The 13,395-nt window shown below is 41.9% G+C and carries 16 protein-coding genes; 14 read left to right on the top strand and 2 right to left on the bottom strand.

Annotation, left to right across the window (positions count from 1 at the left end; translation table 11 throughout):
- The first annotated feature begins 41 nt into the window (after positions 1–41).
- From nusB to AS141_RS18225, 9 genes are all read left to right on the top strand, one after another.
- Positions 42–1,226, top strand: a complete 1,185-nt coding sequence (gene nusB, locus AS141_RS18265; protein WP_057939136.1) for a transcription antitermination factor NusB — start codon at positions 42–44, stop codon at positions 1,224–1,226.
- Between the two features lie 7 nt (positions 1,227–1,233).
- Positions 1,234–1,536: a YtxH domain-containing protein gene (locus tag AS141_RS18260; protein ID WP_057939135.1), complete on the top strand. Its 303-nt coding sequence runs from the start codon at positions 1,234–1,236 to the stop codon at positions 1,534–1,536.
- Between the two features lie 5 nt (positions 1,537–1,541).
- Entirely contained in the window at positions 1,542–2,084 is a 543-nt protein-coding gene (locus AS141_RS18255) for a DUF1573 domain-containing protein (protein ID WP_057939134.1), read from the top strand.
- A gap of 2 nt (positions 2,085–2,086) precedes the next feature.
- The gene (gene yajC / locus AS141_RS18250; protein WP_057939133.1) at positions 2,087–2,404 is read left to right on the top strand and encodes a preprotein translocase subunit YajC; all 318 of its coding nucleotides are present in this window, start codon (positions 2,087–2,089) and stop codon (positions 2,402–2,404) included.
- An 8-nt stretch (positions 2,405–2,412) separates the two neighbouring features.
- The gene (locus AS141_RS18245; protein WP_057939132.1) at positions 2,413–3,378 is read left to right on the top strand and encodes a CdaR family protein; all 966 of its coding nucleotides are present in this window, start codon (positions 2,413–2,415) and stop codon (positions 3,376–3,378) included.
- The gene (gene coaE, locus AS141_RS18240; protein WP_057939131.1) at positions 3,371–3,976 is read left to right on the top strand and encodes a dephospho-CoA kinase; all 606 of its coding nucleotides are present in this window, start codon (positions 3,371–3,373) and stop codon (positions 3,974–3,976) included. The genes AS141_RS18245 and coaE overlap by 8 nt, the downstream gene beginning before the upstream one ends.
- Before the next feature lie 168 nt (positions 3,977–4,144).
- On the top strand, positions 4,145–5,026 hold the full coding sequence (locus AS141_RS18235; protein WP_057939130.1) for a bestrophin family protein: 882 nt from the start codon (positions 4,145–4,147) through the stop codon (positions 5,024–5,026).
- A gap of 119 nt (positions 5,027–5,145) precedes the next feature.
- The gene (locus AS141_RS18230; protein ID WP_057939129.1) at positions 5,146–5,940 is read left to right on the top strand and encodes a HipA family kinase; all 795 of its coding nucleotides are present in this window, start codon (positions 5,146–5,148) and stop codon (positions 5,938–5,940) included.
- Positions 5,918–6,301, top strand: a complete 384-nt coding sequence (locus AS141_RS18225; protein WP_057939128.1) for a DUF3037 domain-containing protein — start codon at positions 5,918–5,920, stop codon at positions 6,299–6,301. The genes AS141_RS18230 and AS141_RS18225 overlap by 23 nt, the downstream gene beginning before the upstream one ends.
- 189 nt (positions 6,302–6,490) lie before the next feature.
- Here the strand turns inward: AS141_RS18225 and serS are convergent, their stop codons facing one another.
- Both serS and AS141_RS18215 read right to left on the bottom strand, forming a co-directional pair.
- Positions 6,491–7,765 (bottom strand): serine--tRNA ligase, encoded by a 1,275-nt coding sequence (gene serS, locus AS141_RS18220; RefSeq protein WP_057939127.1) that lies wholly within the window; start codon positions 7,763–7,765, stop codon positions 6,491–6,493.
- Between the two features lie 39 nt (positions 7,766–7,804).
- Complete coding sequence (locus AS141_RS18215; protein WP_057939126.1) at positions 7,805–8,572, bottom strand: hypothetical protein; 768 nt, start codon at positions 8,570–8,572, stop codon at positions 7,805–7,807.
- Positions 8,573–8,646: 74 nt separating this feature from the next.
- On the opposite strand from AS141_RS18215, the gene AS141_RS18210 reads away from it, so the two are divergent.
- From AS141_RS18210 to porG, 5 genes are all read left to right on the top strand, one after another.
- Positions 8,647–9,624 (top strand): isopenicillin N synthase family dioxygenase, encoded by a 978-nt coding sequence (locus AS141_RS18210; RefSeq protein ID WP_057939125.1) that lies wholly within the window; start codon positions 8,647–8,649, stop codon positions 9,622–9,624.
- Between the two features lie 3 nt (positions 9,625–9,627).
- A complete protein-coding gene (chrA, locus tag AS141_RS18205) occupies positions 9,628–10,827 on the top strand; it encodes a chromate efflux transporter (RefSeq protein WP_057939124.1) in 1,200 nt (399 codons plus the stop codon).
- 90 nt (positions 10,828–10,917) lie between these two features.
- Positions 10,918–11,583: a CBS domain-containing protein gene (locus AS141_RS18200; protein WP_057939123.1), complete on the top strand. Its 666-nt coding sequence runs from the start codon at positions 10,918–10,920 to the stop codon at positions 11,581–11,583.
- A gap of 3 nt (positions 11,584–11,586) precedes the next feature.
- A complete protein-coding gene (locus AS141_RS18195; RefSeq protein WP_057939122.1) occupies positions 11,587–12,462 on the top strand; it encodes an NAD kinase in 876 nt (291 codons plus the stop codon).
- Between the two features lie 105 nt (positions 12,463–12,567).
- Entirely contained in the window at positions 12,568–13,320 is a 753-nt protein-coding gene (gene porG / locus AS141_RS18190; RefSeq protein WP_057939121.1) for a type IX secretion system protein PorG, read from the top strand.
- Positions 13,321–13,395 lie beyond the last annotated feature (75 nt).

Here is a 13,395-nt window from a genome sequence, read left to right as displayed (position 1 = left end):
GCCACATCAAATTACCTATATTTGCAACTCATTTCGAAGACATGCTAAACAGAAGAATACTCAGAGTAAAGGCTTTTCAAAATCTATATGCATATGAGCAGTGCAAAGGTTCCAATCTCAACCTTGCGAAAGATTTTATCCGAGCCTCATTTATGCCGGATCTGAACAGTATGGAAGTGCAAGATAAAACTGCCCTTACTAAAGAGGCAGAAGAAGCAATCAAGCTTTTTGATCAAAATCTAACTTCGAGGGACTTACTCAAATCAAGCGAAGCAAGCCGTAAAATCAAACAAGTGGTTTTGGATGCTTTAAAAAAATATCATGAGTCGAATGAAAAAGATCACCAGTTTCTCCTGAAGAATATGGTGGTATCTGCAGAACGTATCCCTCAGTTATACTTATTGGCCATTGAGCTTTTGCAGGCATTTGCGGGACATGTAGAAAAAGAGATTGAAAAGAAAAAGAAATTCGCAGGCAACAATCCTGTTGGTTTTGGGAATGAACTCAACTTTCCCAGCAACAAGGTGCTGGCATCTTTGCGGGAATCTGATTCCTACAGAGCTGCGGTGGCTAGAAACAATGCCAATTTAGACGATGTGGAGCTTGAAATCAGAGAATGGTTTAGGGACTATGTGAAGCCCTCCGAGCAGTACCAGGCTTATCTTCAGTTGGAAAGTCCTACAATGGAACAAGATTTTGAGGTGGTAGATGATTTGCTGAAAAAAGTCCTTTTCAAAAATGAAGTGATTTTGAATTTCTTCTCAGAAAAAGACCTTAACTGGACTGAAGACAAATCTGTGGTAAGGAGCTTGGCATCCAAAGTATTGAAAAATGCTGCCAACCTCAATGAAGAAAATGAAAGTGAAATGCCTGAGATTGCCATGAACTGGGATGAGGATAAGGAGTTTTTTCAAAATATCTTTAACTTCACCATTGAGAATGACGCCAGTAGTAAGGCACTGATCACTCAAAAAACCAAAAACTGGGATATTGACAGGCTCGCTTTCACAGATAAAGTGATTATTTCGATGGCGATAGCAGAGATGAAAAATTTCCCTAGCATCCCGGTCAAAGTAAGTATTAACGAGTATATAGACATTTCAAAAACGTATAGCACGCCCAAAAGCAAGCAATTTGTCAACGGTTTGTTGGATGTGATGGCGAAAGAGTTAACCGATAGCGGAGAAATACGTAAGAGCGGTAGAGGCCTTTTGGACAATAAATAATATAACTATGAGCAAGAGCAGTAATTCACTCATCGCATTCCTAATCGGTGCAGGCGTAGGCGCAGCAGTTGGAGTACTTTTTGCGCCTGATACGGGAACAAATACCCGTGATCGGCTTTCTTTCAAACTTTCCAAATACAAGAAGGAGTTGGAAGAGTTGATAGATGATTTAGTAGATGGTAAAGAAATGCACCTCAACGAGGCAAAAACTGAGGGTAAGCGTGTAATCTCCGAAGCAAAGAACAAAGCAGAGAACCTGCTTAGTGACGTTAATAAATTAATAGATCAAATCAACCAAGGAAATAATTAGCCAATATGAAAATCAACGTAATGAATATGGCGGTATTTACCGTCATGCTTGCATTGGGAACTTCATGTAACCAGAAAAGTGACCAGGATGCAAAGATAAAAGCTCTTGAAGATAAAATAGCCCAACTGGAAACAAGTAGCACAGCAGTTACTCCGGTGAATGCGCAGTCTACTCAAGCGGCTGATCCTGCCACATTAGGTTCATTTCAGTTTCCGGAAATGGAATATGATTTTGGTACGATAAATGAAGGCCAAGTGGTAGAGCATATCTTCAAATTCACCAATAATGGACAAGCGCCATTGGTAATCTCCAACATTACTGCATCTTGTGGATGTACTTCTCCCGATTGGTCCAAGGCTCCGGTGAAGCCAGGTGACGAGGGTTTTGTAAAAGTAGTATTCAACTCAGCTTCGAAGTCAGGAACACAAGCCCCTACCGTTAGTATTCAAGCAAACACCAACCCTACTGTTACCCGATTGAGATTGAAAGGTTCAGTTACTCCAAAAATTGCAGGAGCCTCCACACCCGTAGGCCCGGTTAAACGATAATTATGATTTCTACAGTATTAGCTCAGGCAGCAGCAGGTGGCAGTGGGATTTTAGGACAGGTTTTCCTATTCGGTTCTATTATTCTGATCATGTATTTCTTTATGATCAGACCACAGCAAAAGAAACAAAAGGAAAGCAAGAAATTTATTGAAGAAATAAAAAAAGGCGATGAAGTGGTAACCATTGGTGGGCTTCATGGTAAAGTAAGTTCTGTGGAAGGCGATGTAGTCCTGATGGAACTAGACCGGGGCCTTAAAGTGAAAGTGGAAAAGTCTGCGATATCCCTTGATTTCTCAAAAAAGACAGAAACAAAAAAATAAATTGAATTTTGCCGGAAACTAAAAAATCCCCAAAAAGGATTTCTCCAAAAAAACTCTCTAATCTGAAAGTGGTAGTTCTCTGCATCGCAGCAGCTACCACTTTTTGGATTTTAAACGCCCTCAACAAGGACGACTACACTACTGTGGTCGATTTTCCCGTTGAGCTTATTTATGATCAAACCGAATATATCGCTGTAGCCGGCCTTCCAAAAACGTTGGAGATAGAAATCTCAGGAGACGGCTGGGATCTACTCAGAAAGTACTTCAATTTCAACAGCGACGCTTATCCGATAGAACTCAATAATCCCACTGCAAACGACTACATTCTCACTGCTGACCTAAAAAGGTCACTTGGGGAATTCCTTTCTCCTACCCAACTAGTCTCTGTACTTGAGGATTCACTCAAGTTTAACATTGACAAAGTTAAATCCATCCAAGTGAAACCAGTTCTTGATTCTACAAGCTTTACGATGGCCAGGAATTATCGGATTATCGATCAGATTACATTTAACCCAGAAACCATTACGCTCAAAGGCCCTAGCTCTATTCTGGATAGCATGAGCGCGATTTTTAGTATAGATCTGGACGAAAGTCGCATCAACAAATCCATTGAGAAGAAAATCACTCTTGAGGCTCCAGATTCGTTGAATGATCTAGTGCAGATAGAAGAGAGGGAAGTCAGCGTAAAATTCGAGGTTATTGAATTTCTTGAAGGAAATAAAAGGCTTAAAATCAGCAAAACACACTTCCCGAGCTCAGTCACACTCGCAGATGAAGATGTGGTAATTATGATATCCTACCTTGTGGACGGACGGAAAGTCTCCGAATTAAAAGACATTGAATTCGAAGCTGTATTGGACTATTACAAAAGGAATAAGAAAGACAGCACTATTACCGTTCAAGTGAGGCCTATGCCCGATTACCTGGATCAGGTCGTGGTAACTCCAGCTATCCTAAAACTCAGCTATGAGTAAGAAGTCTCCCCTTTTAGTCGGAATCACCGGTGGGATCGGATCAGGGAAATCCACAGTAGCAAAGATTTTTTCTATCCTTGGCATTCCCATCTATTCCGCTGATGATAGAGCTAAATGGCTTATGGGAAATGATGAGCGCTTAAAAAGCCAGATTAAAGATGCATTCGGTGATAAATCCTACTTACCTGACGGAAGCTTAGACCGAAATTTCCTGGCCAAAACAGTCTTCTCAGATCCAGAGAAAGTAAAGACTATCAACGCCCTGGTTCATCCTGCAGTAGGAAAGGATTTTTCCGATTGGGCCTCAATAAAGACCTCAGCGTATGTATTGAAAGAAGCAGCGTTGATTTTCGAAACAGGAAGCAATCTTTCATTGGATTATGTGATCAATGTAAGCTCGCCTCTAAAAGTACGTATTGCCAGAACGCTGATGAGAGACCCTTTTCGCTCTGAGGAGCAGGTAAATCAAATCATCAACCAACAGCTTCCAGACGAGCAGAAAAACGAACTGGCTGACTTTGTAATCAGGAATTCGGACAATAAACTCCTGATTCCCCAGGTATTGAAAATTCACCAACAATTGATTCGTACCAAATAGACTGTTACTTTTTGTGAAAAAAGGCAGTTAATTCCTACTTTTCTCCTTTTAGTATATATCCCCCACTAGGATGACATTATGAAATCGAGCATGTCGCAGATGGCACACAGAGATGATTACCTACCATGCGAGATTCCAAATGGCCTTTAAAAGACAAATTATAATCATATGAAAGGGTACAATCCTAAAGACTGGTTTAAAATTTTATTTTTAGTCCAAAAGTCCGACACACTGGTCAAGCTGGGACCATTCATGGTCGTAATTTTTATATACTCCCTAGGAATAGCCTGGCTGGAGATGGATTACCTCAAGATCGGAAAAAACAGCTGGGTTCAGAATATCCCGATCATGCACAGCTTGTTGAGTTTTGTCATTTCTCTACTATTGGTTTTCCGCACAAATACAGCCTACGACAGGTGGTGGGAAGGAAGGAAGCTATGGGGGCAACTGGTCAACAACAGTAGAAACCTGGCGCTCAAACTAGCTGGTATCCTGGACAATAAAGACGAAGACTACAGGCGCTTTTTCCGAAGGACTATCCCTATTTATGCTTTTGCGCTGAAAGAGCATCTACAGAATAAGGTGACTATGTATATGCTGGATGATGAGAAGGATGAAGAGATAAAGCCTGAGATCGACCCGGAAAAACATGTCCCCAACCAAGTAGCTAAGCTGATGTTTGCCAAGGTAAATGATCTCTACAAAGACAAAAAAATAACCGGTGATCAACTGATCATTCTGAACCAGGAGTTGGTCTCCTTCACAGATATCTGTGGAGCTTGTGAACGGATTAAGAACACTCCCATTCCTTATTCCTACAGCTCATTTATCAAGAAATTTATTTTGGCTTACGTTCTTACTTTGCCGCTAGGCTATGTGTTTTCCCTAGGATATTATGCTGCTCCCATCGTAACATTTATATTCTATGTTTTGGCCAGCTTGGAATTAGTTGCTGAAGAAATCGAAGAACCGTTTGGCAATGATGCGAATGACTTGCCTATGAAAAAATTATCAGAAAATATTCAAAAGCACGTAGAAGAATTAATTTGAATTCGCCTACACATACGCTATAATTTTGATACCTGAGATTTTGTCCTGTATTTCAATGAAGAATAGCATCATTCAGATACTTTTTCTTTGGAAGGCAAAAAGTCTCAATTAGAAATCCAATGATTGAAAAACTAACACTTCGCACCGTAAGCGTGATCCGATATATTTTGCCTCTACGGGAAGGGGGCTCCTTGCCAGCCCTTGCCGATGCGGATGATGGGTTCAAATATGTGCTAAAATTCCGCGGAGCTGGCCAGCGGGAGAAAGCTCTTATCGCAGAATTGCTGGGTGGAGAAATTGCAAGGGCATTGGGACTGAAAGTACCAGAATTAGTCTTTGCCAATTTGGATCCTGCTTTTGGCAGATCTGAAGGAGATGAAGAAATCCAGGATCTTCTCAAAGGAAGCCAGGGACTTAATCTAGCTTTACATTTCCTTTCAGGGGCGATCAATTACGATCCTGTTGCCATGCGTGTTGATCCCTATCTTGCTTCCCAGATCGTGTGGCTGGATATGTTCATTACCAATGTGGACCGGACATTCAGAAACACAAATATGCTTATGTGGAACCGGGAGCTATGGCTGATAGATCATGGTGCTTCTTTTCTATTTCAGCATGCCTGGATCAACTGGAAAAAAAATGCTGAGGGGCCATTTCCTATTATCAAAAACCACGTACTTCTTCCTGAAGCCTCAGAGCTTGAGGAAGTAAATGAAGCCGTTAAAAAGGTTTTGACACCCGACAAAATCAAAACAATTGTAAATGCCATTCCAGAGGAGTGGTTACTTGCCGGGGGTGACTCTGAGAATTCTACCGTGATCAGAAAGGTTTATCAGGACTTTCTCGATCTCCGCCTTTCCTATTCTGATCAATTCATAAAAGAAGCGCAAGATGCAAGAACAGCACTTATATGAATATGCCATCATCCGCGTAGTACCGCGTGTGGAGCGGGAAGAGTTCATCAACGTCGGCGTAGTACTCTGTCATTGGAAGAGAGATTTCCTAGGATGTAAAATCCAGTTAGACACAAAGAAGTTACTTATACTTGACCCACTGGCAGATGTGGAAATGATCCAATTGAATCTGGCTTCTTTTGAAAAAATTTGCACTGGATCGGTCAACGGAGGAAATATAGGCACTATGGATTTAGCGTCAAGATTCCGTTGGCTTACCGCAGTGAGAAGCTCTATCATCCAAACTTCAAGGCCGCATTCTGGTTATGCGGAGGATTTGGAGAAAACGTTGGAAAGACTTTTTGAAGAGAATGTAGGGTAGCGTATCTAATGTGAGAAGTAAAAAGTGCTAAGTTGTCTCCGTTTGTATTCTTATAACCGCTATTCAATAGCCCATTTTCCGGCAGTGAGACACTCTTTGAGACTTTAAAATCAGAGCTTAGAGATAAGAATCAAGAGATAAGAAAAAAAGCGTGAAGGTCTCTTCACGCTTTTTCTAAGTATGGATTTTTTAAGAGATCTTATCAAATCCCAAGTATGGATGAAGCACTTTTGGCATATTGATCCCATCTGGAGTTTGGTTATTCTCCAGAATAGAAGCTACGATTCTTGGCAATGCCAATGCGCTTCCATTCAGTGAATGGGCCAGATGGGTTTTCTTATCTGCTCCTTTGAAACGCAACTTCAACCGATTAGATTGATATGTCTCAAAGTTGGAAACAGAACTCACTTCCAGCCATCTCTCCTGGGCAGCAGAAAATACCTCCATATCGTAGGTCAAAGCAGAAGTGAAGCCCATGTCTCCTCCACAAAGTCTGAGCACACGATAAGGCAATTCCAGCTTTTGCAATAGTCCCTGCACATAGCTACTCATGTTTTCCAAGGTTTCATAGGATTTATCAGGATGCGTGATCTGCACGATTTCTACTTTATCAAACTGATGAAGTCTGTTCAGACCTCTCACATGCGCCCCCCAACTCCCCGCTTCTCTTCGGAAACAAGGAGAGTGCCCTACATTTTTTATCGGAAGATCGCTTTCAGAAAGTATCACATCACGGTAAATATTAGTGATCGGGACTTCTCCTGTTGGGATCAAATACAGGTTATCAGCATCTGCATAATACATTTGACCTTCCTTATCCGGCAGCTGACCTGTGCCATAGCCAGAGTCTTCATTCACCAAAATCGGTGGCTGTATCTCATAGTAGCCCTGCGCCAGTGCTTCATCCAGAAAGAAATTGATCAATGCCCGTTGTAGCCTTGCTCCCTTACCTTTATAAACCGGAAATCCCGCTCCGGTGATTTTAGCCCCAAGATCGAAGTCGATGATGTCATACTTTTTGATAAGCTCCCAATGTGGCAGCTTGTCCTCATTCAATTCAGGAATAGCCCCGTTTTCCAGTACCACCTCATTGTCTTCGGCTGATTTTCCAGCTGGCACAGAACTATGGGGAACATTAGGAATGGTATAAAGCAAGGCTTTCAGCTCATCTTCAGCTTTGGAGTTTTGATCCTCCAGATCCTTAACCTGAAGTTTTAGCTCAGCTGTTTTTTCCCGGATTAGCACTGCTTCTTCTGCCTTTCCCTCACGCATCAATGCTCCAATCTGCTTCGAAATTGCCTTGGACTCACTTTGTATCTGATCACGCTCTGCCTGAGTGGATTTTCTTAACTCGTCCAGTTCCACCGCCCTGTTTAGGACAGATTCGGCATCTTGAAAATTTCTCTTTTGAAGTCCGGCAAGTACCCCGGCGTAGTTTTCCCGAATTTGATTAACTAAAAGCATCTTAAAATCTTTGAAATTGAAGCCCCAAAGATAAGCATGTTAACCGACAATGATGTCTCTACTCACACTTGAAAATGGCCCCTCGAGTTCTTTTCCGTCCGACCGAAGTAATCTAATTTTAACCTGATAGCTCCCGGGCTGAAGATTCTCTATCCTGACCGGAGCCATATGATCAATTTCATAGCTTAAGTCATTCACCTCAATTGCCACTTTTAGCCCATCCAGCTTCATATCCCCTCCTACCACCAAAAAATCAATGATCACTTCGCTCCCGGTTTCATAAACCTGTTCTGAACGGGGGAGATTCAAGGCTAAGTAAGGCTCTCCTGAATACGGGAAAGGCCTGGATTCTCCCACCTGAAAATCCCTATCCACATAATTTCCAAAGTTTTTTAATGCCAATCCTTCCTCATCTACCAAATAGGCAACCACACGATAACTGCCTATTGTAAGGTCTCTTTGAAAAATCGGAGCGTAAAACCCTATCGGATCCCCTCCATTTAAGATATTGAAAAGTTTAAATTCTTTAGTGGCGTTTAGATCAAATGGAAAATTCTTGATATTAAACTCAAAAGGCACCTTCCCTGGTTTGAAGGTTTGATTTCCCAAGGGGGAATATAATTCAAGTATTGCATCGGGATATGCTGCCTGATCTTCATATTGAAACAATTTCACCTGCGGTGTGGAAGATACCTGAGCATCTTGGCTAGGTGGCATAGCTACTATTTCCTCATTGATCCTTTCCTTCTCAGAAGAACAAGCTGAGAAAAGAAAAATCAACGAGAGTAAAGTCAGGATTTTATTCATACTGCGTGTAAATTGAGATTAAAGATATTTAATTTTAAAGATAAATTAGACCTTGAACTATAATACATCCCTACATGGAAATCCTATTTGATGAGATCCCGAGTTTAGATTTAGCTGATTTTACTTCTGGTACTCCAGCGCAAAAAACGGCATTTGTACAGAAGCTTGGTGAAGCTTACCAAAACATTGGTTTTGTGGCAATCAAGAATCACGGCTTATCACAAGATCTCCAAGATAGACTTTATGGATCTATCAAAGCTTTTTTCAACCTGCCTGATGCGATCAAATCCAAGTATGAGAAACCGGAGATAGGATTTCAGCGTGGATATACGGGCAAGGGAAAAGAGCATGCCAAAGGCAGAAATACAGGGGACTTGAAGGAATTTTATCATGTAGGGCAAGAACTAAGCCGAATCCCGGATACTGATCCGATCAAGTCAGAATATCCACCAAATATCTGGCCTGAGGAGCTGCCCGAATTTCAAAACGATGCAAATGAAGCTTTTCGCACGCTTGAAAATGCGGGAAAGGCCATGCTTCAAGCCATCGCACTTTCTTTGGATCTGGATGAGAATTACTTTGGGGACAAAGTCGCGCATGGTAATTCCATCTTGAGGCAAATCCATTATTTCCCAATAGAAAACCCAGATGAGGTCCCCGCAGATGCCGTTAGGGCGGCGGAGCATGGCGATATCAATTTGATTACCCTATTAATGGGCGCAAGTGCAGACGGACTGCAAGTGTTGCGAAGAGATGGGAAATGGATTCCCATCACTGCACTTCCTGATCAGCTGGTAGTAAATGTGGGAGATATGCTGGAGAGATTGACTAATAAAAAACTTAAATCCACCATCCACCGGGTGGTCAATCCACCTAGGGAAAAGATGAATACCAGCAGATATTCTATACCATTCTTTATGCATCCCCGCTCAGAGATGGATCTTACCTGTCTTGATAGCTGTGTAGATGACGAGCATCCAAAACAATTTGAAGATGCTACTGCAGGAGAATTTTTGGAGGAGAGGCTTCGTGAACTTGGCTTGAGAAAATAAGGGATGTCGGTAAAGCAGGTCCGATATTACTTATTTCTGAAAGACATTCTTACGCTTTCTCTTACGGCATTCGGTGGGCCGCAGGCATTTCTTGCGATGCTGCTAGAGCGTATGATCAAGAGAAAAGCCTACATTCAAGAAGAGGAGCTATGGGAGCTAAATGCACTATGCAACATGCTCCCGGGCCCATCTTCCACCCAACTGATCTGTGCCATTGCCTATCGGGTAGGCGGTCCCAACCTGGCTTATCTTGCGCTCATAGTCTGGATTTTGCCGGCGACTTTGCTCATGATCTTTGCGGCAATGCTCATTTACTTTCTTCAGGAAAATACTCCCGGCGCGTTGGATTTTGCCCGATTTATTCAGCCTATGGCTATAGGTTTTATCATTTTTGCTGCGCAAAAGATAATTGGGAAAACCATAAAGACTACTGAAGCCATGGTTCTCGTATTGATCTCGGCTTTTGTCTCATTCTTCTACAACTCACCATATATTTTCCCAGTACTTTTAATTATAGGTGGACTAAGCACCTCTATCAAATACAAGCAACAACCCGAACTGCAAAAAGATACCCCACTAAAAATCGAGTGGGCCAACTTCTACCTTTGGGGGGGAGTCTTGGTAGTGGCAGCGGCTTTAGGTGCTGTCACTAAATATCAACCCATTATCCTTTTCGAGAACTTCTATCGAAACGGAAGTTTGATCTTCGGTGGGGGTCAGGTACTTGTCCCCTACTTATATACTGAATTTGTAGACTTTAAACACTTCCTTAGTTCAGAGGAATTTCTTACAGGATATGCAATTTCCCAGGGTATTCCTGGCCCTACTTTTAGCATTTCTTCGTATGTAGGGGCTCTTTCGATGAGAGAATTCGGTACAGTTGGTTTTTTTGCGGGAGGATTAATAGCTGCCGCCGGAATTTTCCTACCGGGCATATTCCTTATTTTCTTTGTAATCAGATTTTGGGATCAGCTGAAAAAATACCGTCCGGTAAGAGCGGCTTTGGAAGGAATCAATGCCGTATCCTGTGGAATGCTAATCGCAGCTGCCTATTTGCTCTTCGAGCCCCTTGAAGCAAATACGCTGAATATTCTGTTTATTCTAGCCACCTACGTTTTGCTTCAATTCACTAAAATCTCCTCTCCGCTAATCATCGCCGGAGGTGTCGTACTCGGGATTATTTACAACTATTTGTTTTTATAATCTGGGCGAATCCCCGTTTTTTCCCAGAAAAGGAACAAGAATAGGCATTATCACGTTTTAAATTCTAAATTCATTCCCTATCTTTCTTCTATGCACGCCTACGAATACATCAATAACCTGATTCCTCCTCTGAAACTTTCTGATAAAACAGGAATGGCTTTGGCGTGGATGGAAGAAATCAGAACTGACGTGCTTCCGGTTATTGACAAGGGGCTTTTTTTAGGGCTGATAAAAGAAGATAGAATCTTTGAAATAAATAATCCTGAGACGCTGATTGCTGATATAGAACCCGCAAATCCTGACTGTTGGGTATTTTCAGATAAGCACATTTATGATGTACTACGGGTCAGTTCGGAGCAAAACTCCAATATAGTAGCTGTACTGGACAGAGAATCCAATTATTTGGGCATTGTGACCATGGAAGACTCCATTTCTGCATTTGCAGATAGTCTTTCTATCAAATCCCAAGGCAGCGTACTTATACTTTCTTTGGGCATGACCGATTATAGCCTGGCGGAGATCTCCAGAATCATCGAAACAGAAAACACAAAGGTACTGAGTTCATTTATCACCACTGATCCCTTGGATGATAGCAAGATCAAGCTCACACTGAAGCTTGATCAACCAGAACTTCGGCACATCAAAGCGACGCTTGAGCGATTCGGATATAAAATTATAGATCACTATCAGGAAGAGAGCGGCGTGAGCAGTGAAGAGGATAGAATCGGTAACTTGCTGAGATTTTTAGATATTTAGCCCATGAAAGTTGCCCTTCATGGCTTAGTGCTGAAAGCAGAATTGTTTTCAGAGGTCCAGTCACTTTTCAACGAACTTATAAAGCATCAATTTGAGATATTTGCCACCGAGCAATTTGATCGTCAGTTGCGCATGTTAAGCAATAACACATTGAGTTATTGGGTACTGGAAAGCAGGGAGGAAATGGCATCCATGGATTTTATGATTTCCATAGGTGGAGACGGTACCTTGCTTGATGCTGTCTGCCAAGTAGGTGATCTCGAAGTCCCAATTTTAGGACTCAATACCGGAAGGCTGGGTTTTTTGGCTACGGTGGCTACGGAGAAGATTTCTGAAGCCATTGCAGACCTGGCTGCCAATAATTACCAGCTAGAGACCAGATCCTTAATCTCTCTTCAGAGCCATCGAAAGTTATTCAACGGGTTGAATTTCGGATTGAATGAATTCACTATTCACAAGCGTGATACCTCTTCGATGATCACAGTGCACACCTATATAGACGGAAAATACCTTAACAGCTATTGGGCTGATGGGCTGATCGTTTCTACTCCTACCGGTTCTACCGGTTATTCTCTAAGTTGTGGGGGGCCATTGATTTCTCCAGAGGCTAAGAACCTGGTAATCACACCCGTAAGTCCTCACAATTTAAATGTGAGGCCAATTATTGTTTCGGATGAAAGTGAGATCAGTTTTGAAATAGAGGGCAGGGCTGAGAAATTCTTAATATCTTTGGATTCGCGATCTACGTCAATTTCCTCTGAAGTAAAGCTAAGTGTGAAGAAGGAAAACTTTTCTGCAAAATTGGTAAAGTTGCCCCATTATCATTTCTTTGATACGCTAAGGCAAAAACTTAATTGGGGTTTTGATATGAGAAACTGAATTAGAGTCCATAAAGACAAGGCCCATTTGAGCTTAACAATTATTAACCCGCTAAATACTGAGATGCGTTTTTTAAACGTTAGGTACTTCATATCTTGCATCGTCTTGAAAAAGGTCAATTTTCAGGTTTTCAGCCACTTACTTGTATTTTCAATGCTTTTTCTGGGCATAACCGGAGAAATTCAGGCACAGAAATACGAAATAGGCGGTGGATTGGGTGTTGCTGCATATAGTGGTGATATCATTCGGAAAATTGACCCTGGCCAATTAGGACCTCAAGGCACGTTGTTTGGCAGGAGAAATTTTGACAATGTGTGGGCACTGCGTGTCGGCATTTCAGGTGGGCTTCTTTATGGAGCAGATAGCATCAAACCTATTGATCAGTTAGCAAAGATGCGGGATGGCAGGTTTAGAGCTGGAATAATAGAAGCTTCGGCGGTGATGGAATTTAATTTTCTGGATTACCTCACTACCAATTCAGAGTTCCGTTTCTCTCCCTATGCCTTCTTTGGCATAGGCTATACCTATGCATTTGCTAAAGGGAATACGTTCCAATACAATGTATCTTCCAGGTATAATTTGGGAACAGTAGTCATTCCTTTTGGGGGAGGGGTAAAATACCAATTAAATGAACGCTGGACATTAGCCGCTGAACTAGGCTTTCGGCCAACCTTTACTGACTACTTGGATAAAATAGACAGTAAGGAGCCAATAATCCCCAGATTCAATGACCCCAATAATCCCGCTAATGAGCCCTATGGAATTAACTTTGGTAATCCCTACGACAAGGATTGGTACTACTTCTTAGGGGTTACGATTAGCTATACCATCATGACTACCAAATGCTACGCATATTAATTAATCGAGCCCTTGGGCGAATATTTGGAAAAGAAATGGCATTTTTGTACCTCCAAAAAAGTAAGGAACCGGAGA

It is taken from the genome of Algoriphagus resistens (assembly GCF_001442615.1).
GTDB classification, from domain to species: Bacteria; Bacteroidota; Bacteroidia; order Cytophagales; family Cyclobacteriaceae; genus Algoriphagus; species Algoriphagus resistens.
Note: the sequence above shows the minus strand (reverse complement) of the source record. Positions and strands in the feature narration are given on the sequence as shown.